This window comes from Streptomyces aureoversilis, from assembly GCF_042657885.1.
GTDB lineage: Bacteria > Actinomycetota > Actinomycetes > Streptomycetales > Streptomycetaceae > Streptomyces > Streptomyces aureoversilis.
Genome location: NZ_JBHSKJ010000001.1, coordinates 397,778 through 418,113, shown reverse-complemented (window position 1 = coordinate 418,113; position 20,336 = coordinate 397,778). Strand labels below are relative to the sequence as shown.

18 protein-coding genes are annotated in these 20,336 nt (G+C 71.5%); 8 read left to right on the top strand and 10 right to left on the bottom strand.

Translation table 11 applies throughout. The features are described from left to right. Positions 1 to 19: 19 nt before the first annotated feature. Positions 20 to 1,420, bottom strand: a complete 1,401-nt coding sequence (locus ACFPP6_RS01660) for a condensation domain-containing protein (RefSeq protein WP_382036186.1) — start codon at positions 1,418 to 1,420, stop codon at positions 20 to 22. Positions 1,421 to 1,718: 298 nt separating this feature from the next. Between ACFPP6_RS01660 and ACFPP6_RS01655 the strand changes: the two genes are divergently transcribed. Beyond that, positions 1,719 to 2,387, top strand: coding sequence for a dienelactone hydrolase family protein (locus ACFPP6_RS01655; protein WP_382036184.1), 669 nt, complete (start codon positions 1,719 to 1,721; stop codon positions 2,385 to 2,387). A 160-nt stretch (positions 2,388 to 2,547) separates the two neighbouring features. Here ACFPP6_RS01655 and ACFPP6_RS01650 read toward each other — a convergent pair whose 3' ends face one another. Together ACFPP6_RS01650 and ACFPP6_RS01645 are read right to left on the bottom strand one after the other, a co-directional pair. Next, positions 2,548 to 3,399 (bottom strand): alpha/beta fold hydrolase, encoded by an 852-nt coding sequence (locus ACFPP6_RS01650; protein ID WP_382036181.1) that lies wholly within the window; start codon positions 3,397 to 3,399, stop codon positions 2,548 to 2,550. Between the two features lie 3 nt (positions 3,400 to 3,402). Beyond that, the gene (locus ACFPP6_RS01645; RefSeq protein ID WP_382036178.1) at positions 3,403 to 3,996 is read right to left on the bottom strand and encodes a TetR/AcrR family transcriptional regulator; all 594 of its coding nucleotides are present in this window, start codon (positions 3,994 to 3,996) and stop codon (positions 3,403 to 3,405) included. Positions 3,997 to 4,116: 120 nt separating this feature from the next. Between ACFPP6_RS01645 and ACFPP6_RS01640 the strand changes: the two genes are divergently transcribed. Continuing rightward, positions 4,117 to 4,692, top strand: a complete 576-nt coding sequence (locus ACFPP6_RS01640) for a GNAT family N-acetyltransferase (RefSeq protein ID WP_382036176.1) — start codon at positions 4,117 to 4,119, stop codon at positions 4,690 to 4,692. Positions 4,693 to 4,754: 62 nt separating this feature from the next. Here the strand turns inward: ACFPP6_RS01640 and ACFPP6_RS01635 are convergent, their stop codons facing one another. Beyond that, positions 4,755 to 6,974 carry an MMPL family transporter gene (locus tag ACFPP6_RS01635; RefSeq protein WP_382036173.1) on the bottom strand — a complete coding sequence of 740 codons (2,220 nt, stop codon included), beginning with the start codon at positions 6,972 to 6,974 and terminating at the stop codon, positions 4,755 to 4,757. 372 nt (positions 6,975 to 7,346) lie between these two features. Here ACFPP6_RS01635 and ACFPP6_RS01630 point away from each other — a divergent pair, with 372 nt between their 5' ends. Both ACFPP6_RS01630 and ACFPP6_RS01625 read left to right on the top strand, forming a co-directional pair. Next, complete coding sequence (locus ACFPP6_RS01630; RefSeq protein ID WP_382036170.1) at positions 7,347 to 8,582, top strand: sensor histidine kinase; 1,236 nt, start codon at positions 7,347 to 7,349, stop codon at positions 8,580 to 8,582. 86 nt (positions 8,583 to 8,668) lie between these two features. After that, complete coding sequence (locus tag ACFPP6_RS01625) at positions 8,669 to 9,400, top strand: response regulator (protein WP_382036769.1); 732 nt, start codon at positions 8,669 to 8,671, stop codon at positions 9,398 to 9,400. A 29-nt stretch (positions 9,401 to 9,429) separates the two neighbouring features. Here the strand turns inward: ACFPP6_RS01625 and ACFPP6_RS01620 are convergent, their stop codons facing one another. The 3 genes from ACFPP6_RS01620 to ACFPP6_RS01610 all read right to left on the bottom strand — a co-directional run bounded on the left by ACFPP6_RS01620 (position 9,430) and on the right by ACFPP6_RS01610 (position 10,673). After that, on the bottom strand, positions 9,430 to 9,783 hold the full coding sequence (locus ACFPP6_RS01620; protein WP_382036167.1) for a hypothetical protein: 354 nt from the start codon (positions 9,781 to 9,783) through the stop codon (positions 9,430 to 9,432). Between the two features lie 175 nt (positions 9,784 to 9,958). Continuing rightward, positions 9,959 to 10,132, bottom strand: coding sequence for a hydrophobic protein (locus tag ACFPP6_RS01615; RefSeq protein WP_382036165.1), 174 nt, complete (start codon positions 10,130 to 10,132; stop codon positions 9,959 to 9,961). A 79-nt stretch (positions 10,133 to 10,211) separates the two neighbouring features. After that, on the bottom strand, positions 10,212 to 10,673 hold the full coding sequence (locus tag ACFPP6_RS01610; RefSeq protein ID WP_382036162.1) for a VOC family protein: 462 nt from the start codon (positions 10,671 to 10,673) through the stop codon (positions 10,212 to 10,214). Between the two features lie 218 nt (positions 10,674 to 10,891). On the opposite strand from ACFPP6_RS01610, the gene ACFPP6_RS01605 reads away from it, so the two are divergent. The 4 genes from ACFPP6_RS01605 to ACFPP6_RS01590 all read left to right on the top strand — a co-directional run bounded on the left by ACFPP6_RS01605 (position 10,892) and on the right by ACFPP6_RS01590 (position 14,851). Then, positions 10,892 to 12,427 (top strand): phage tail sheath family protein, encoded by a 1,536-nt coding sequence (locus ACFPP6_RS01605; protein ID WP_382036160.1) that lies wholly within the window; start codon positions 10,892 to 10,894, stop codon positions 12,425 to 12,427. Between the two features lie 86 nt (positions 12,428 to 12,513). Beyond that, entirely contained in the window at positions 12,514 to 12,954 is a 441-nt protein-coding gene (locus ACFPP6_RS01600; protein WP_382036157.1) for a phage tail protein, read from the top strand. Positions 12,955 to 13,024: 70 nt separating this feature from the next. Continuing rightward, positions 13,025 to 14,353, top strand: a complete 1,329-nt coding sequence (locus ACFPP6_RS01595) for a phage tail sheath family protein (protein ID WP_382036154.1) — start codon at positions 13,025 to 13,027, stop codon at positions 14,351 to 14,353. Between the two features lie 45 nt (positions 14,354 to 14,398). Next, on the top strand, positions 14,399 to 14,851 hold the full coding sequence (locus ACFPP6_RS01590) for a hypothetical protein (RefSeq protein WP_382036151.1): 453 nt from the start codon (positions 14,399 to 14,401) through the stop codon (positions 14,849 to 14,851). A gap of 92 nt (positions 14,852 to 14,943) precedes the next feature. Here the strand turns inward: ACFPP6_RS01590 and ACFPP6_RS01585 are convergent, their stop codons facing one another. Genes ACFPP6_RS01585 through ACFPP6_RS01575 form a run of 3 tightly spaced genes read right to left on the bottom strand, consistent with a single transcriptional unit; the run spans position 14,944 to position 20,320 of the window. Continuing rightward, on the bottom strand, positions 14,944 to 17,280 hold the full coding sequence (locus ACFPP6_RS01585) for an ADP-ribosyltransferase (protein WP_382036148.1): 2,337 nt from the start codon (positions 17,278 to 17,280) through the stop codon (positions 14,944 to 14,946). Then, complete coding sequence (locus tag ACFPP6_RS01580) at positions 17,277 to 19,643, bottom strand: AAA family ATPase (RefSeq protein WP_382036146.1); 2,367 nt, start codon at positions 19,641 to 19,643, stop codon at positions 17,277 to 17,279. The genes ACFPP6_RS01585 and ACFPP6_RS01580 overlap by 4 nt, the downstream gene beginning before the upstream one ends. After that, positions 19,640 to 20,320, bottom strand: a complete 681-nt coding sequence (locus ACFPP6_RS01575) for a Pvc16 family protein (RefSeq protein ID WP_382036143.1) — start codon at positions 20,318 to 20,320, stop codon at positions 19,640 to 19,642. Before ACFPP6_RS01575 ends, ACFPP6_RS01580 begins: the two co-directional genes overlap by 4 nt. Positions 20,321 to 20,336: the final 16 nt, after the last annotated feature.

Sequence of the window (20,336 nt, the reverse complement as noted above, 5' to 3'; positions counted from 1 at the left end):
CGTCTTCGACCCCTGCAGCTCAGAACTCCCCCGAGCCGGTCATGTTCTCCAGCGTGCGGGTGAGGGTCCGCCGGAGACCGGACACCGTGCGCCGGGCCTCCGGCGTGCCGACGTAGATCGAGTTCACGTACAGGCCGGTGTCGGTGCGGTGGAGCCAGAAGCAGAAGCCGTTGGTGCGCGACAGCCACACGTGCTTCCTGGCCTGCCGGGGCACGTGGTGCCGGGCTCCGGGCGACCGCCGGAAGTCGAGGTAGGAGAAGAAGTTCACGGCGTACGGCCAGTAGCGGATCTTCGTGTACTCCACCGGGGCCAGCAGCTGCCACGCCTTCACGAACGGAACGTCGACGTGCCGCTGCATCTCGGCGGACGCGGTGCGCACGTTCGCCATGACGGTCGCGAAGTCCTGGCCCTCGGCGACGGAGAAGGCGATGGGCATGGTGTTGATGAACCAGCCCATGGTGTGCGCGTAGGGGCCCCGGCCGCGTTCGCTGACCGGCATGATGCCCCGGTAGACGTCCGGGCCGCCCTCCTTCCTGAGGGACACGCCGACGGCGGCCAGGAGCCCCATGAAGAGCCTGCCGCCGACGGCGCGGCACGTGGCCTCCAGCTTCTCGATCTCGTCGGGCGCGAGCAGCTTCTCGGTCTCGTTCACCGCGGGGTACATCCGGCCCGGCTCCGCACCGAGGTCCAGGGGGAACCGCGGGAAGAAGCTGTCGCCGCCCGCCATGAACGTCTTCCAGTGGTCCAGCCGGGTGTCGTCGGCGTCCAGGGAGACGTTCCGGCGGCGCTGCTCGCGGCTGAAGTCGACGTAGCTGCCGGTCTCCGGGAGAGCAGGGGTGCGGCCGTTCGAGAACGCCTCGTAGGCCGCGGCGATGTCGTGCACGGCGATCGGCGTGGACAGGCCGTCGGTCACGAGGTGGTCGCAGGCGAACCAGACCGTGGCGGAGTCCTCCCTGACCACGGCGCCCATGCGGATCAGCGGCCAGGACAGCGGGTCGACCTCCTGGAACGTACGGTGCAGATGCTCCCGTACGCCGTCGGCGGAGGCGACGAACCCCATGTCGTGCTCCTTGAGCTCCACGTCGTCCGGCCCGAGGACGTCGCAGGACACCTCGCCGACGAGCTGCTGGAAGCTGCAGCGCAGCACCTCGTGGCGCCGCACGAAGTACAGCATGGCGGAGCCGAGCGCGTCGCGGTCGACGGGCCCGGGGAGGTCGAAGGTCCCGGCGACGTAGGCGCAGACGGTGTCGTTCGCTCTGTGCGCGTCCTGCGCGACGGCGAAATGTTTCGCCTGGTTGTACGTCGTGGCCGCGCCCGGCCGGGGCGACCCGGCGGAGCCGACCATTTTCGAAGAGACCACTGACCACTCGAAGACGTGCCCTGGGGCGATTTCCACATCCTCGACGGATACCTGGATCACGGGGTCCCTTCCCCTTGTCGGTTGCCCTGGACGGGAGTTGCCGCCACGGGCCGGGCAGAGACCCGGCCGGCGCACTCACTCGTTCAGCCCAACGAGCCGACTGGTCAGGGGAAACGGGCGGGGTGGTCACCCTGCCGTGTCGTTCCTCCGGGCCGTTTCTCCGTGTCGTTCCTCCGTGCCACCCCGGGCCGCATCTCCGGGCCAGCAGGAGTTCGAGCACCGGCGTGGCGGGCCGGCCGGACGCCGCGCCCGGGGGAAGGTGGCTCCAGCGATACGAGGCGAGAGGAGAAGGGTGCCGGTGATCTCCGAGGAGGTTCTGATTCCCACCGACGGGCCGGCGCTCGTCGGCGACCTCGCCGTGCCCGGGTCCGCCCGGGCGGTGGTGCTGTTCGCCCACGGCAGCGGCAGTTCCCGGATGAGCCCGCGCAACCGGGCCGTCGCCGCGACGCTGCAGGAGGCCGGCCTGGCCACGTTGCTGATGGACCTCCTGAGCGAACAGGAGGAGCGGGTGGACGCGGTCACGGCCCAGCATCGCTTCGACATCGCCCTGCTGAGCGGGCGCCTGGCCGCGGCGATCGACTGGCTCGGCCAGGACCCGAGAACCGCCGACCTGGAAGTACATCTGTTCGGGGCCAGTACGGGCGCGGCGGCGGCGCTCACCGCGGCCGCAGAGCGACCCGATCGCGTGCGGTCGGTCGTCTCGCGCGGCGGGCGCCCCGACCTCGCCGACGACGCGCTCGGCCGGGTCCGGGCGCCCGTCCTGCTGATCGTGGGCGGCCGGGACTACGACGTGCTGCAGATGAACCGCGCGGCCGCCACGCAGCTGAAGACACCCCACCAGGTACATGTCGTACCGGCGGCCACCCACCTCTTCGAGGAACCGGGGACGCTGGAGGAGGTCGCCGACGTGGCATGCCGGTGGTTCCTCGGGCCCGCGGAGGCCCCGGACGGGGGCGCACAGCCGTAGCGGGACGGCCGGAGCAGACGGCGGCCCAACCGCACGGCGCCCCAGCCGGAGGCCGGACGGGCGGAGGCCCGACGGCCGGGCCGAGGCCGCCTGGAGCAGCGGCCGCCCGGTCGCCGGGTTTCGGGATCTCGGGGTCGCCGGGTTTCGGAGTCCCGAGGTCTCAGGCGAGCGCCTTGAGCAGCTGCTCGCCGAACTCCTCCGCGTGGTCCACGCCTCCGAGGTGCCCGCCGGGGAACTCCACCAGCGGAATGCCGAAGAGTTCCGCAAGCCGGGCGGCCGGCCCGTAGAAGGGCTCCTGGGTGCGCGACAGCCGCCCCGCCGCCGGGACCAGCTTGTGCGCGACCGGGCGCAGCGCCTCCAGGTCCGGGACGGACGAGGAGAAGGGGCACAGCATGTGCTCCAGGAAGACGGGGAAGTTGGCGTGCATCCGGGGCGCCATCTCCTGGACCTCGGGCGGTAGTTCGGTCGCCTGCTCCGCCTCCTCCGCCGTCACCGGCTCCCCGATCCCTTCGCTGAACCGGGCCATCGCCGGGCCGAGGCCCTCCGCCCGGTAGGTGTCGCGGACCTCGGCGAAGAGCGCCCGGTACGGGGCGGGATCCGGGAGGAGCTCCACGAGCGGCGGCTCGTGCACGACCACGCGGCGCAGCCGTTCGGGGCGGCGGGCCAGCAGGTCGAGCGCGACGATGGCGCCGGAGCTGCAGCCCATCACGGCGACCTCTTCCTCGCCGGGCGCGAGGTGGTCGAGCAGGCGCCGCGCGTCGTCGCTCCAGACCTGGACCTGCTGGTCGGTGAGCGGGCCGTCGAGGGTGCTGCGGGAGAGGGCGCGCGGGTCGTAGGTCACCACGGTGTACTCGGCGGCCAGCGCCGGGAACATGCCCGCGTACATGCCCGCGTCTCCCGCGCCGCCGGAGATGAGCAGCAGGAGCGGGCCGCTGCCGCGCGTCTCGTAGTACAGGGTCGCGCCGGGCACGGCGAGCGTTCCGGTGGTGGTGGGGTTGGGTTTGTCGTTCATCTCTTACTCCCCGTTCGTTTCTGAAAGCTCCGAAGAAGGCCACTGCTCCAGGAGCACGTGAAGGGCCTCCAGCCCGCGCGACCAGGACTCCTGCACGGGGCGGGAGTGGCCGAAGCCGCCGCTGAGCTCCAGGTGGATGTAGCCGTGGAAGGTGCTGCGCAGCAGCCGGCCGGCGTCGGTCAGGTCCGGCTCGGTCAGGCCGTAGCCGCGCAGCATGCCGTAGGTCAGCTCGACGCTGCGCCGGAACCCGGTGGAGTCCGCGACCTCTTCCGGCGCGAGCTGCATCTGCGTCGCGGCGTACCGGCCGGGGTGCGCGAGCGCGTAGGCCCGGTAGGCGTCGGCGAAGGCGACGAGCGCGTCCTTGCCGGCCCGGCCCGCGACGGCGGCGGCGATGCGCTCGGTCATCTCCGCGGACCCCAGCAGGGCGATCCGCACGCGCAGCTCCCGCAGGTTCTTCACGTGCGAGTACAGGCTGGCGTCCTTGACGCCGAAGTGCCGCGCGAGGGCGGAGACGGTGACCTTCTCCAGTCCGGCTTCGTCCGCCATCACCGCGGCCGCGTCCGTCAGCCTGGCCACGGTCAGCCCTGCTCGCACCATGCGGACCCCTTTCCTAGGACCTCTAGGAAAAAACCTAGCATGTCTAGCCGTCGCCTGTCCGCGCCCTGCATGCGAAGATCACTTCGCCGTATGTGCTGGTAACGACCGTGGAGGGCAACGATGTACGCGATACCCCTGGGCGACGACGGCGCGGAGCTGTGCCCGCTCGAACCGTGGCAGGCCGAGGAGTTCCTGGCCCACATGGACCGCGGACGGGAGTTCATCGGGCAGCACATCGCGCTGGCCGACGTGGTCGCGGACCTGGAGACGAGCCGGGCCTTCCTCCGGTCGTACGCGGAGAAGGCCGCCTCCGACAGCGGGCGGATCTACGGCATCCGCGTCGACGGCAAGCTGGTCGGCGGCGTCCTCTTCCGGACCATGGACGTCGCTCAGGGCACCGCCGAGGCGGGCTGCTGGCTGGAGCCGGCGGCGGTGGGCAAGGGCCTGATCACCAGGGCCGTCGGCGTGCTCATCGACTGGGCCGTCGAAGAACGGGGGATCCACCGCGTGGAGTGGCAGGTCGCGGCGGCCAACCAGTCCAGCATCGCCGTGGCCCGGCGGCTGGGGATGACGAAGGACGGCGTGCTGCGCGAGAGCTTCCTGTACCGGGGGAAGCGGCGCGACATCGAAATCTGGTCGGTGCTGGCGCCGGAGTGGCGGGCGCGCAGGCGTGACGCGCAGGTTCGGACGGCGTAACGGCAAAGAGGGCCCGGCCGACTGAGGTCGACCGGGCCCCCTTCCGTTGTTCCGTCACCAGGTCACCGGGCGGACGCGCCCTCGTAGTACGGCTGGGAGGCCTGTGGCCCCGCCTGGTGGCGACCCCCGTCACGCCCCGGCCGGAAGGGCCACCACGTGCCCCGGCCGAGGATCGCGGCGAGCGCGGGCACCAGCACGATGGACAGGACGAAGGCGGAGAGCACGATGCCGAGCGCCGTCGCGAAGCCGATCTGCTGCGTGGACGGGGAGGCGTTGACGGCGAGACTGCCGAAGGAGGCGGCCAGGACGATTCCCGCCGTGGCGATGGCGGGTGCGGTGTGGCGCACGGCGCGGGCGACGGCGGCGCGGGCCGGGCCTGGGCGTTCCATCTCCTCGCGGATGCGGTCGCTGATGAGGATGTTGTAGTCGGTGCCGAGGGCGACGACGAAGAGGAACAGCACCAGCGGCAGGACGAAGTTGACGCCCGGCTTGCCTAGGAGGTGCTGGAAGAAGAGCGCGGAGGCGCCGAGCGTGGCCGCGAAGCCCAGGCCGACGGCGACCATGAGGACGGCCGGGGCCAGCAGGCTGCGCAGCAGGACGAGCAGGATGAGGGCGATGAGCACCGCGGCGATGGGGAACACGACCTTCAGGTCGTGGTCGACGGCGGTGGAGATGTCCGCGAAGATCGCGGCCGTGCCGCCGACGTGGGCTTCCAGGCCGGCGGGGGTGTGCGCGGCGACGGTGGCGCGTACGGGCCCCGAGACGAGGTCGCGTGCCTGCTGGGACTGGGTGTCGGCGGTGAGGTAGAGGTCGATGCGGGCGGCGGTGCGGTCGTCGTTGAGGGTGGTCCTGCCGACCTGACCGACGCCCTTGACCCCGGCAAGGGCCTTGGGCAGGGCGCCGAGCGCCCCGGCGGTGAGGGCACGGCCGTCCTTGGCGGTCACGTAGACGGTGGCCGGGTCGGACACTCCGGCGGGCAGGGCGCGGGAGATCTCGGCGGAGGTGGCGGCGGCCGGGGTGTCGTGGGTGCCGGAGGTCCGGCCGAAGTCCATCCGGATGCCGGCCAGTCCGGTCGCCAGGGCGCCGAGCAGGGCGACGCAGGCCAGCGCGGCGGTGAACGGCCGGCGGGCGACCAGGTCGCCGATGCGCGCGGCCGCACCGGGGCGGGGCTCGCGCTTGAGGGAGCGTGAGGGCCAGAACATCTTGCGCCCGGTGACCGCGAGCAGCGCGGGCATCAGGGTCAGGCTGGCCAGCAGCATGACGAGCACCGACACGGCGATGGCGGGGCCGAGCACGCGGAACTGCCCGAAGGTCGCCACGCCCAGGGTGGCGAAGGCGGCCACGATGGTCAGTGCGGCGGAGGTGATCGCGGTGCCGACGCGGGCGCTGACCTCGGCCGACACGGCGCGCGGGGCCAGGTCGGGGCGGGCCCGCAACTGTTCGCGGAAGCGGAAGAGGAGGAAGAGGAAGTAGTCGACGCCTATGCCGATCAGCACCACGCTGATCATGCTCGGGGTGGAGGGGTCGAGCGTGGTGCCGGTGAGCTTCGCGAGGCCGACCACCGCTCCCGCCGCGGCGCCGCCGACGATGACGACCGCCAGCAGGGGCACGAAGGCGGCCAGCACGCTGCGGAACACCAGGATGTTGATCAGCACGATCAGGCCGACCATGAGGATGCCGACGACCTTCTGGGTGGTCTCCTCGGCCTCGGCGGTGTCGACGAGGTCGGCCAGGCCGCCGGTGAAGCCCGTACGCATCCCGGCCTCGGCGAAGTCGGCCTTCGCCCGGTCGCGGAAGGCGCGGTAGAGGTCGTGCATGCCGGGGTCCGCGGAGTTGCCGGTCAGCCGCACCGAGAGCAGCTCGAAGCTGCGGTCGGGCGCGACCATGGCGGGGCCGGCCTCGGGCGTCTGGGAGTGGTCCTCGGCCAGGAAGGAAGGCGGCCCGTCCTCCTTGGGTTGGGGCATCTCGACACGCCGGTGGCCGAGTTGCCCGGCGAGCGCTCCGACGCGACGGTGGTCGGCACCGGTCAAGGGCTTGCCGTCGGCGCGGGCGACGAGCACGGTCACCGCGTTGGCGTCGGGCTTCACCCCGAACCGCTCCTCGGCGACCTTGAGTGCGGCGGCCGAGTCGTACTTCGCGGGCAGGAAGTCGCCGCTCTGGCTCTGGGTGACGCGGTAGAGCAGCGCCTGGCCGAGCACGGTCAGAAGGATGCCGAGCACCGACCAGAGGGCGATGACCTTCCATGGATTGCGGGTGGAGAGCCCGGTCAGGGCGCGGATCACGGTGTCCTCCGGCAGTGGGTGGTGCGCCGGGTCGTCCCGGCCGGTGTCCAGCTCATCAGCGCGAAACGCGGGATTCGTCGGAGCGCGGGACGAGAAGCAGCCTGGGAGCGGGGGCCGGGAAACGCCGCCGACCAGGACCCTGGTCCTGGTCAGGGATCGGCTCGGGGGCCCGGAGCCGGGCCGCCGGCCGGTGCCAGAATGGATCATCAGATGACAGCCGCGCCGGACCGGAAGCCGCACCGGAAGTGGTCGGAGGCGGGGGCGGCTGAGGGGTCTGAGGGGACTGAGGGTTCCGAGGGGACTGAGGGGGGAAGGACCGTGATGTCGACGACGCGCCCTGGCGCAAGAGAGTCCGCCGGAGGGTTCCGGACTGTGCCGGGCGGCGACACGCTGCCGTGGACGCGCAACGACGCGCTCGTCGCCGTCGGGGCCGCGGCCGTGGACCTGATCGGGTTCACGCTCGCCAGCCAGATCGACCTCGGATACGTCCCGCCGGGCGGGTGCGTACTCATGGTGGTCTCCGCGCTGCCGCTCCTGGCCCGGCGCCGGGCCCCGGTGCTGACGCTCGCGGCCGTCCTGCTGTTCGGCCTGGGGCTGAACCTGAGCGTGCCGGTGGCGCAGCACTTCAACGCCACGATCGTGGTCGCGCTCTACACGGTCGTACGAACCCGGCGCGCGGCCGTGGCCGCGCCGGCGACGCTCGCGGCCGTGACAGTACCGCTGGTGGGACTGGCGTCCTGGCCGCGGCCGAGGCTCGTCGAGGTGGTGGGCAACGTGGCCACCGGGGCGATCGTCGTCATCGCCGCGATCGTGATGACCCGCTGGCAGCGGGACATCGAGGCCAACCGCCGGCTCCTCGCCGACCGGGCCGTCGCCGACGAACGACGGCGCATCGCACGCGAACTGCACGACATCGTGGCGCACCACATCACCACCATGCAGCTGATGGCCGGAGGTGCACGGGCCAACCTCGCCCACGACCCGGAGGTGGCCAGGGAGGCACTGGTCGACCTGGAGGCGTCCGGGCGGATCGCGCTGCGCGAGATGCGCCAACTGCTGGACGTACTGCGCGCCGGGGAGGAGCCTGAGGAGGCGCCGACCGCTCCGCAGCCCGGGATCGGGGACCTGGAGCGGGTCGTCTCCGAGTCGTGCCGGGCCGGGTTGCCGACCGCGCTCGACGTGCGGGGCGAGGAGCGCCCACTGCCGCCGAGCGTGGGCCTGACCGTGTTCCGGATCGTGCAGGAGGCGCTGACGAACACGCGCAAGCACGCGGGCAAGGCGCAGGCGTCCGTACGGCTGACCTACGAGCCGGGCGGGGTGACGGTGGAGGTGTCGGACGACGGCGCGGGAGCCGACGCGGACGCGGGCTTCGGGTGGGGAGTCGGGGCCGGGGCCGGGATCGGAGCCGGGGCTGGAACCAGGGCTGGAGCCGGGGCCGGCGCGCGCTCCGGTTACGGACTGGTCGGGATGCGGGAGCGGGTCGTCCTGCACGGCGGGACGCTGGAGGCCGGTCCGCTGGACGAGGGCGGGTTCCGGGTCTCGGCCCGGTTGCCGCTGAAAACCGAGGAAGAGCTGCTGCCGGCGACCGGCGAGGGGGTACTGCGATGAGCGCGGTGACGAACGATGCGAAGGCGAACGTGGGTGTGGGCGTGAGTGTGGGCCTGAACGGGGGCGGGGACGGGAACGTGGACGTGATGGGTGACGCGGTGAGTGACCCTGTGGGGCGGCGGACGGTCAAAGTGCTGATCGCGGACGACCAGCCACTGGTGCGGCGCGGGCTGGCGCTGATCCTCACGCCCGACCCGGCCTTCGAAGTGGTGGGCGAGGCGGGAGACGGCGCGCAGGCGGTGGCCCTCGCGCACCGGCTGCAGCCGGACGTCGTCGTGATGGACATCCGGATGCCGGTACTGGACGGGGTCGCCGCGACCGGGCAGCTCGCGCGGGAGCTGCCCGGCTGCCGGGTGCTGGCGCTCAGCACCTTCGACATGGACGAGTACGTGGTGGCCGCCCTGCGGGCCGGTGCCTACGGCTTCCTGCCCAAGGACATCTCGCCGGAGGAGCTGGTCGCGGCGGTACGGGTGGTGCACACGGGAGAGGCCGCGGTCGCGCCCCGGCTGCTGACCCGGCTCATCTCCACCTACGTCAGGGCCCCGCACCGCCCGGAGCCGCCCGTCGCGCTCACGGGCGAGCTCACACCGCGCGAGCTGCAGGTGTGGCGGCTGATGGCCACGGGGCTCGACAACACCGGGATCGCGGGGGCGATGGACATCAGCCTGTCCACCGTGAAGAACCACATCACCAACGTCTTCGGGAAACTCGGCGTCCGTGACCGCGCCCAGGCGGTGATCGCCGCGTACGAGACGGGACTGGTCGAAGTGGGCGGCGGCCGGAACTCCACGCCTCGGCGGACCCCCGCGCCTCGGTAGGCCTCCGTGCTTCAGCAGAACTCCGCGCCTCAGCGGAACTCGTGAACCACCTGGATCTCCCCGACGATATGGGCGTTGAATTCCTCGAGCTCTTCGGCCGGAACCCACAGTTCGAGAATCGTCCGGCCACCGGCCTGCTGGACCGGATAGCGGCTCAGGAATTCGGTCTCGACCTCGAATCGGGTGACGAAACCGGCGCCGTCGTGTTTCACGTTCCAGTCCCGGGCAATGGTGACCGCGTAATCCTCGTTGAGGACCGGGTAGAAGATCGGCTGCTCGGGGAGACGGGGCGGCCAGGCACGCCAGCCCGAGTCCCGGACCAGGTCCAGCTCCTTGGGGCCGGTGGGGCGCCACAGGGTCGTCGTCGCCGGTCGGCTGGGCATGTGAATCACTCTCTGGATCTGTATCCGGAACTGGGAAGCTGTTGGTACGGCTGATCGGGAGACCGGACAGTACCTGCCTCACCGGCTGGGCGACCACCCGTTTTCGTACCGCTGCCGTATCGCCCGAAGGACCGTGAGCAGAGCGCTCACGGTCCGACGTTCGGGTGATGTCAGGTCACCAGCGGTACCAGCGGCCGCGGCCGCCGCCCCCCGGTCCCGGGGAACGCATGACGAAGCCGAGGAGCCAGAGCACCAGAACCACTACGGCGACCCACCAGAGCACCTTCACCGCGAACCCGGCACCGAAAAGGATCAGCGCGAGGAGCAGAACAAGGAGAAGGGGAACCATCGTTATCAACCTCCGAAAGGGCGTCTTCCCCGGATTCCCGTTCACACACGCTCCGCGGCATTCCCGAACGGCCCGCGGCTCAGCGTTCCGAGAGCTCCGAGGGAGCCTCCTGGACCACCCAGCCGTTGCCGTCCGGGTCCTCGAACGTCATGAAGGAGTTCCAGGTGTCGCCCTTGCCGTCCTCCCAGCCCGTCGCGCCGACGTGGCGGACCGGGGAGACGTCCACACCCCGGCTCACCAGCTCCTCGCGGGCCGCCTCGATGTCGGTGACGCACAGCTGGAGGCCCTGCAGCGTGCCCGGGGCCATCGTCTTCGTACCCGGTGCCGCCGGCATCCCCTGAAGCATCGCGATCGAACACCGCGAGCCGGGCGGGGTCATCTGGATGATGCGGATGCCGGGAGCCACCTCGTCGTCGAGGTCGAGCTTGAAGCCGGCCTTGCCGACGTAGAACTCCTTCGCCCGGTCCATGTCGGCGACGGGGACCGGGACGACTTCGAGTGTCCAGTTCCGGTGGTTGGTGTTCTTGTTCGTGGTGTTCATGGTGAGCCTCCTCAAGAACGCCGGCGTCTCCGGCACGACGCCGACCGCCCGGTTACCCAGTGTGCAACCGCACACCCGGAACGGCGTAGTCGAGATCACCAAGTGGGTGAAGGGCCTCCGTACGTCATCCGGCTTAGCTTCACTCGTTCGCGTGCGCGCACGCGCGCGCAATGATTCGCTGAGGGCGCGCATTTCCCGATGAGAGGGGCAAACAGCGCATGTCTAAAGGCCCGTTAGCGCCCGGAGTGTTCGTCAAGGAACAGCCCAGCGGAGTCAGGACGATCACCGGCGCGGGGACGTCCACCCCTGCCTTCCTCGGGTACGCCCTCCGGGGCCCCGGTGATCACACGGCTTCCCCGCCGACCCTCGTCAGGAGCTGGCCCGAGTTCGTCGACCTCTTCCACTTTCGCCCGCCGCAGCCGGTGGAAGCGGTCGAGGAGGAGCTGAAGAGGCTGGTCAAGGCCATCGAGGAGGTCGACGGGGCGCTCAAGCCGCTCGAGGACGGCCTCCGGGAGGCGGCGACGACCGGAGAGTCGCCGACCGTACCTCTGGAGACATTCAACAAGCTCGTCACTGTCCGTACGGCCCAGTGGCACGATCAGCCCGTCACGCCGGCGGACGAGCAGGAGGCCGCAGCCACTGCGACGACGGTCTCCGGAGCCCACCCCGACGAGTACGCGAAATGGGACTCGACCGGTGCCCGTCTGCTGCCGCTCCATCAGCGCCAGGTGGAGCTGACCGCCCTCAAGGAACGTCTCGACGAGGCGAGGACCTATCAACTCGCCGAATCCGTCTATGGATTCTTCGCCAACGGCGGGACGTCGTGCTACGTCCTCCGGCTCGATCCCACCAAGGAACTCGCCGCGCAAGTCGACGGCGACCCCGGCACACGCACGGGACTCGCCGGGCTGAAGACCGTCCCGGAAGTGACCATGGTCGCCGTCCCGGACCTCTGGTCCAAGGGGACCGATGCCGCGACGGGCGCGACTGTCATCAGCAAAGTCGTGGGCCACTGCACGACCATGCGCAACCGGCTCGCCCTGCTGGAACCACCGCCCGGCACGAAGCCCGGCGACGTTCCCGGTTTCCTGACGAAGCTGGCATCGCCGGACACGTCCGACGCGGAGTTCACCACGCTCTACTATCCGTGGGTCGACGTGCCCGGTGTCGACGGCTCCCCGCGCACCGTCCCGCCCTGCGGCCACATCGCCGGTGTGTGGGCCCGCACGGATACCGAGCGCGGCGTCTTCAAGGCCCCCGCCAACCAGAACCTCCGCGGCGTGCTGACGCTGCCCACGCTGCTGACCGAGGCCCGCCACGGCGAGCTCAATGACAAAGGCGTGAACTGCCTGCGGGTCTTCCCGGACCGTGGCCTGCTGGTGTGGGGTGCGCGGACGAGGTCCAGCAGCCGCGACTGGAAGTACCTCAACGTCCGCCGCCTCGTCAGCTTCCTCTCCGACTCCATCCGCCAATCCACCACCTGGGCCGTCTTCGAACCCAACGACGACCGCCTCTGGGCCACCCTCCGCCACTCCGTCACCAGCTTCCTCACCGACCAATGGCGCCAAGGCGCCCTCCAAGGCCGCACACCCGACGAAGCCTTCTACGTCATCTGCGACGCCACCAACAACACCCCCACCACCATCGACAACGGCGAAGTCCACTGCGACATCGGCATCGCACCCGTCCGCCCCGCCGAATTCGTCCACTTCACCATCACCCAGATCGCCGACGGTCCTGCACAGTCCGGCTGATCCGCGCAGCTCGGCACAGCCCGGCCCGGCCCGGCCCCAGCCCGGCCCGGCGCACGAGGACACCATGAGCCCAGGAGGCACCGCACGTGTTGACCGGTGACACCTTCAGCAGCAGCACCTTCGCCATCGAACTGGGCAAGTTCCAGGTCGAGACCGTCCAGGACGTCTCAGGGCTGACCCTGGAACAGGACGTGGTCGAGACGCGCCAGGTCTCCTCCACGGGGGAACTGATCGTGCGCAAACAGCCGGGCGCCCGCCGCACCGGCGAGATCACGATCACCCGCGGCATGGACAAGAGCACCGCGTTCACCGACTGGATCAAGGCCACGCTGGTCAACGCCGACCTCGACAGCGCCCGGCAGAACATCACCATCGCCCTCAAGGACGCCAAGAAGGAGACCGTCCGGCGCATCCACCTGAGCAACGCCTGGGCCTCGCGCTGGGAAGGCCCCCAGCTCGGGGCGACGAACTCCGGCGTCGCCACCGAACAGGTGACGATCACCTACGAGGACATCACCGTCGAATAGCTCTCCCCCGTCACGATGCGTCGCAAGCACAGCAACAGCGGATGATGATGAAGGAGAGGGAGCAGCAGCGATGGCCACACCGAAGCCCCCGGGCGTCTACGTCACGGAGAAGTCCAGCGGCGTCCGCATGATCGTCGGGGTGGGTACCTCCACTCCTGCGTTCCTGGGATACACCAAGGTTCCGGACACCGGGAACGAGGGGGCTGCCACTCCCCCGTTCACGGCCGAGGAGCGCACGCATCCCCAGCGGATCCGCGGCTGGCAGGAGTTCGCCGCCCGCTACAGCATCCAGGAGCTGAGCGCGGAGCTCGCCGGCCTTCTGAAGGAGAACAGCAGGGCAGCGCACGACCTCAAGAAGGTCCGCGCATTGCAGCGGTGCCTCGTCCTCGCGGAATCCGTCTACGGGTTCTTCGCCAACGGGGGCACCTCCTGCTACGTCGTGGGCTTCACCGACCCGTCAGCGGCCGTCGCGAGCACAGCGCTGCAAGGCGACGCCGAGGAGCGCACGGGCCTTCGCGGACTGGAGACCGTCCCCGAGGTGACCATGGTCGTCGTGCCGAACCTGTGGGACATGACCGCCCCGGTCTCCGAGGCCGAAACGCCCCCCGCGCCGGACCAGGCCAAGGGGCGGGAGCTGATGAGCGCCGTCGTGGGCCACTGCAGGGCGCTGAACAACCGCCTCGCGGTGCTCGACGCCCCTCCGGACCAGACCGCCGATCAGCTCAAGGCGTTCGCCGACTTGCTCCCCGCCCAGGACACGTCCGACGCCGAGTTCACCACGCTCTACTATCCGTGGGTCGACGTGCCCGGTGTCGACGGCTCCCCGCGCACCGTCCCGCCCTCCGGCCACATCGCCGGTGTATGGGCCCGTACCGATGCCGAACGCGGGGTCTTCAAGGCCCCCGCCAACCAGAACCTCCGCGGCGTACTCGACATCCCGGTCCTGCTCACCGACGACATGCAGGGAGAACTCAACGCCAAGGGCGTGAACTGCCTGCGGGTCTTCCCCGACCGCGGGCTACTGGTGTGGGGTGCGCGGACGAGGTCCAGCAGCCGCGACTGGAAGTACCTCAACGTCCGCCGCCTCGTCAGCTTCCTCTCCGACTCCATCCGCCAATCCACCACCTGGGCCGTCTTCGAACCCAACGACGACCGCCTCTGGGCCACCCTCCGCCACTCCGTCACCAGCTTCCTCACCGACCAATGGCGCCAAGGCGCCCTCCAAGGCCGCACACCCGACGAAGCCTTCTACGTCATCTGCGACGCCACCAACAACACCCCCACCACCATCGACAACGGCGAAGTCCACTGCGACATCGGCATCGCACCCGTCCGCCCCGCCGAATTCGTCCACTTCACCATCACCCAGATCGCCGGACAGCCGGGGCAGAACAGCTAGCCGCCGTTCACGGCCCCGCCCACGACGTCAGGAGTGCTGTCCGTCATGCAGAAGCTCGTGGTGCGGGAGGGTGATCTGGTGACGATCCAGGTGACCTTGACCGAGCCTCCGGTGGGTGCCGTACTCACGCCCCCGCTTCCCTTCCCCTTGCAGGGCTCGGCCGGCTTCCGGGTCGAGGGACACGTCGCCTGCGTCCCGGGCGACATCGAGTCCCTGCGGATCGAAGGAGTCCCCTACGTGGTGCCGCCGGCGTTTCCCGTCCCGGGGGCCGGCACCGTCGAACTCAAGGTGCCGAAGCGGAACCGCGCCCAGTACGCCAGGACCACACAAGGCAAAGAGGTCGTCGTCGACGGCGGCCCGCTCGAGCTGGTCTTCACCCCGACGAAGGCGGCGAGCATCCTCAACCCGCCCGCCGAGGACACGGAGAAGGAGTACGAAGGCACGGCCGTCCTCACCTGCGTCCGCGCACGGCCCGTCACCGCCGGTCCTGCCACCTGACCGGCCCTTTCGCGCTTGTGCCCTGGACACCGGTCCGGCGTCCAGGGCACAAGCACATCAAGGACGGCAAGGCACGGGGCGGAGCGGCGCAGTCAGCCCGTCGCTTCCGTGGCCCAGACGAAGTCGTAACGGATCTCCTGCCCGTTGACCCGTACGGCTTCGTCGCGGTTGCGCAGCTGCACGGTGAACGCCGCCCCCGGCAGGAGGAGCACTTCTTTCTCCTCCGGCTTCTGCGAGAAGGCGGAGATGTCCCGTCCGCTGCGTCCGGAGAGTTCAAGCCGGTAGAGGACCCTGCGGCCTCCGGCGGTCGGGTACTGGAGCGGCAGGAACTCCTCGGCCTTCTTCCGCTTCTCGCTGGTGCTGGTGAAGCCGTCGAAGGCAATGCGTTTCCGGGGCCACATCTCCCACCCCGCGCGGTACACCGACCCCGTTACGGGAGGCAGCCGGTGGAGGGAGTCGGCGAGCATATCGGCATGGGTCTTGGCCTCGGCCCGCAGTGTGCCGGCGAGGGCGTGCATCCTCTTCCGCACGGGCTCCAGCCGGGCCTTCCGCTCCTGATCGTCGATACCGGGCGCCGTGTACCGGCTGATCAGCCCCTGGAGCTCGTCGTCACGCCACCTGGTGAAGGGCACCTCCGTGGGCACGCCCTCGGCGACCCGGGAGATCATCTCGTCGATCAGCCGGCCGACGCCGACCGACGTGAAACCGCCGGGAGTGGTGAGAACACGGTTGATGAGCTGGTGGTTGTCACCGGTGTACTGCGTCAGCGCCAGGAAATGCGCGAAGTCGAGGTCCTTGCCGGGTCCGTCCGCGCCGCCCGCCTGCCGCTGCAGGCGCCGCTGCTTGCGGCGCGCCGCGCGCACCGTGTCGTCGTGAACGGTGAGCATCCCGCCGTCCTCCCGCTCGGCCTGCGCCTCCTGCTCGTAGAGCGCGGCGTACGGCAGCTCGGGCAGCTTCGCCCGGGGCAGCGTGGCCCGCACGAACGCGTCGAAGTCCCGGTACATCGCGGCCACGTCCTTGGAGGACGCCGTGATACCGGAGAGGCTCGCGAGGCCGGCCGCTTTCGCGCCGCGCAGGATCTCGTACAGCGAGTGGTCCCGGCCCGTCAGCATCCAGGAGGCGACGGCGAGGAAGAACTCCCGCTCGGAACGCTCCTGCCCGCCGCCCGGTCCTCCCGGCACGGCCTTCAGCCAGCGGAAGGCGCTGAGCATGCGGGTGGTGGTGCCGGAGATGCCCGCGACGAGGGGTGCGCCGCGCTCGTGGTGCTTGCGGTACCAGGCGGCTGCGGGGTTCATGGCGAAGAGCGCCTGCCCCGAGGCCCAGGGCAGGGGGAACTCGGGCCCCTGCTCCCCGGCCGGAGCCACGGCCGCCCAGATGGCTTCGGGGGTGACGTCGTACTCCTGCGGGTGGATCCGGTCGCCGTCGAGCCGGACGCCTTCGACGCGCAGGGGTGTGGTGCTGCTCTGTGCGTGTGCCCGCTCCGCTTCGCTCAGGGGCACGCCGAGGTCCTGGTAGTTGCGGAGGGTGCTCCTGCCCGGTCCGGTCCCGGCCGCGGCCTCGGGCCGCTCGGTCCTGCCCTGCTGACTGCGGCCCATCGACACGGTGGTGCCGGTGCCGTGCTGGAGGGTCATGTTGCCCAGGGCGAAGATGTCCTTCGCGAACAGGCGCCCGATGTCCTGCGGCAGTTGCCCGAGGACGCTGCGGGTGGCACCGGTCAGGTACTCCCGCTGCGCGCTCAGGGCTTCGGTGTCGAGGCCGACTTCGCGAGCGCGTCGCAGGTCGCCGTCGAGGACGATGCGGTGCAGGAGAGTCTTGAAGGAGACGTCGCGATCGTCTCCGGACAGCCCCGGCTGGGGGCCGTATTTGTAGTAGGCGGCGTTGTAGAAGGCGGTGACGAGCTCGCGGACGGTGGCGGAGGAGCCGGGGGCGGTCCACTGCAGGAGCCGCTCCCGGGCGTCTCCCCCCGTTCCCCCCGTTCCCGCCGTTCCCGCCGTATCTCCCGTGCCGACCTGGCCGGCGCTGGCCGGATCGTCCTTGAGGAAGGCCCCGGCCGCCCGCTCCGCGGTGAATTCCGCGCTCAGCACCTCGTTCAGCCGCAGCACGGCCGTACGGGCTGCGCGGCCGACCTCGGGGGCGGCTGCCAGTGCGGCGCCGAGCCGCTGTTCGTAGAGCTCGGCCTCCTGGTGCCAGCGGGGCGAGGCGACGAGGCGGCGGTGGCCGAACGGCGCGCCGGCCGCGGCCTGCTGTCCGCCGGCGCCGAGCGCGTGGGCGGCCGTCGCCGCGTTGCCGGCCTGCTGCTGGAGCTCCTTGAGGCGGGCAGCAAGGATGTCACCCACCGCAGCCGCGGGCGAGGCCGACAGTGCCGCGGCTTCGGGGGCAGGGGCGGGATCATGGCGCTGCTCCGGCTCCGGGAGCGGTCCCGGGCTCACCGCGACACCGCCCGAGCCACCCGTACCGCCTGCCCGACCCGGCCCGCCTGCCCGGCCCGGCCGACCTGGGCTGCCTGGGCCGCCTGCCCGACCTGCGCCGTTGCGGGGAACCGGGACTCGTCCACGTAGCGCCCGAGCTTGGCGTACTCCTCCCGGACGGCGGCCAGCAGGTCGGCCGCGCTCAGGGGGCGGTCCTCGTCGGCGGCGCGGTAGGCGGCGGTGATCGCGCTGCAGCGGATCGCGCCGCCGGGCAGGTCGAAGGCGGCGGCGAGCGTGTCGAGCGCGGCGTCGTCGAGGTCGGCGGCCCGGGGTACGCAGGGGCCCAGGCAGCGGTCCCACAGGGCGCGGCGCTGGGCTTCGTCGGGGGCGGGGAAGTGCACGACGAGGTCCAGTCGGCGCAGGAAGGCGGGGTCGATGTTGGCGTGCATGTTGGTGGTGAGGAGGGCGAGGCCGTCGAAGGACTCCAGGCGCTGGAGGAGGTAGGAGGTGCCGGTGTTGGCGTAGCGGTCGTGGGCGTCCTGGGTGGCGGTGCGCTTGCCGAAGACGGCGTCGGCCTCGTCGAAGAGGAGGACGGCGTTGACGGCGTCGGCTTCGGTGAAGATGCGTTCGAGGTTCTTCTCGGTCTCGCCGATGTATTTGTCGACGACCGTGGCGAGGTCGACGACGTACAGGTCGAGGCCGAGGTCCGCGGCCACGACCTCGGCGGCGAAGGTTTTCCCGGTGCCCGAGGCGCCGCTGAAGAGGGCGGTGACGCCGCGCCCGCGCCCGCCGCCGGGGCGCATCCCCCACTGGCCGAGGACCTGGTCGCGGTGGCGGATGCGGCGGGCGAGGCCGCGCAGTTGCTCGTACGGGCGCTCGGGCAGGACCAGGTCGGGCCAGGAGACGGCGGGGCGCACGCGCCGGGCGAGGCGGCCGAGGGCGCTGCCGTTCCAGCTGCGGGCGGCGGCGTGGACGGCCGCCGGGCCGACGGGGGTGCCGTCCGCGTCGGCCTGGCGGCAGGCCGACGCGGCCACGGCGGGGATCCGGTGCGGGGCGATCCGGTACCGGGCGCCTGCGGCCGCGGCCTCGTCGATCCGGTCGGCCGTCGCCGCATCGAGCCTGTCGGCCGCCGCCTCATGGGTCCCGACGGCCGGACCGGTGAGCGCGCGTAACTCGTGCCGCCACATTGCCGCCCGCTCGGGCTCCGTGAGCGGCGGGCACTCGACCAGGACGGGGTGCGTGGGCGTCCAGTGCGCGTCCCAGGGCTCCGGGCCGGTGAGCACGACCGGGACGGGCAGATCCGTGAGCGGGGCCAAGAGGGTGCGCATGCGCCGGACGTCGGAGGAAGTGCCGGCGGCGCCGAGGGAACCGGCGGAGCCGACAGGGCCGACCAGCAGCCCGCAGCCCCGCAGCCGCGCTTCGAGGACGGCGGCGCGGACCACGGCCTCCGCCCCCACCTCCGCCTGCGGCTCGTTCGGGAGGGCGGCGAGGGCGGCGAGGTCCAGCCGGAGCGCCGGCCTGCCGACCGCTGCCAGCGCCGCCTCGGCGACGCTCCCGGCCGCGCCGCCGGGCCCGTCGCGCAGGTGGGCCGACGGGTGGCGAGCGAGCAGCGAGGCGAGGTGCCGGGCGGTGGCGGCGAGCGGCCCCTCGCCCGGCGGCGGCAACTGCGGCGCAGGCCGGGGCAGACGTACGGCGCTGCGCAGGGCGGCCGGCAAGGCGTCATGGCCCAGCAGATGTGCGGTGACCCGGTCGGGGACGCGCAACGGACGTGTCAGGAAGGGGCGTTCGGTGTCGCCGTCCTCCAGCAGGCCCCCGGCCCGCAAGGGGCCGTCGGGCGAGAAGACGCGCCGGGCGGTCGCGGAGGCGCTGGGGACGCCGCACAGGGCGAGGGCGAGTCCGGTGGTGGCGTGACGGCAGGTGATGTCGTCGTTGAGGTACCCGTAACAGCGCTCGAAGCGTGCGTCGGTGTCGGGGGCGAGGGCGATCAGCAGGACGTCCACGTCCAGCGGGCTCAGGCCGAACTCCTGGGCGAGGCGCGTGAGGGGCGGTGCGGAACCGGCGGCGACGGCCGCGTCCTCGTGTGCACGGAGGGCGGCGGCGAGGCGGCCTTCGGCGGGGTCGGTGGGCAGCGGGCCGATGGGGGCGTCCAGGAGGTGCGGGGCCGCGTCGTCGGAGATGTAGAGCCCCTGGAACGGGTCGAAGGGGGCGTCGGCGAGCCCCGGGAGCCCACCCGGTCCGGCCGCCGTCTCGTCACCGGTACGGACGGCGATGGCGCGCCGGACTCGGGCCTCGATCAGGGCCAGGCGGGCGAGGAGCCAGTCGGCGGCCGTGGGAGCCGCCGCCCCGGCGGCTTCGTCGGGGCGTGTCGGCGACGGTGCGGTCATCGGCCGCCGCCTTCCCCGGTGGGGCTGGTGGGATCGGTGGGATCGGTGGCCCGGCGCGGCGTTCCGGGCCGGAGGAACTCGACGTTCTCGTCGCCGATCACAAGGGGCTGGGACACCCAGTGGTCGTAGCCGGCCGGAAGGTACGACAGCAGGGGCACGGTCACGGTGACGTTCAGAGCGGGTGCGAGTGTGTGACCCACCGTGCTCCACAGCTCGGTCAGGGCCCGGTCCTCGGCCGGCGGGTGGCCGACGTCGAGAAGGGCCTGCAGGTGCATCTGCTCCAGCTCCGGAGGGAGCCGCACCTCGAACTCACGGCTCCTGGCGAAGCCGACGAGGAGTTCGCCGAGCATGCGGTGGGCGATGAGGGCGTCCGGCGCCAAGGCGCTGACGAGGTAGGACAGCCGGGCGTACCGGGGCGGGTCGTGCTGCGCCAGTTTCTTCCGCGGTTCGTCCCCGCCGCCCAGTGGCGTGACGTACTGATAGACGGTACCGGTCTGCTTGCGGTCCAGGTCCTCTCGGATGTCGTACAGGTAGATGCCGACGGTCTCCGCGCCGGCGACCTCCCCGTCTCCGCCGTCGCGGCCCGAGGGCTGGAAGGTGACGCGGAAACCCGATGGCGGATAGGTCAGATCCCTCCGTACGCGTGCCTCCATCGCCAGGTCGACCAGTTCGATCATCTGTCTGCCTCTGTCT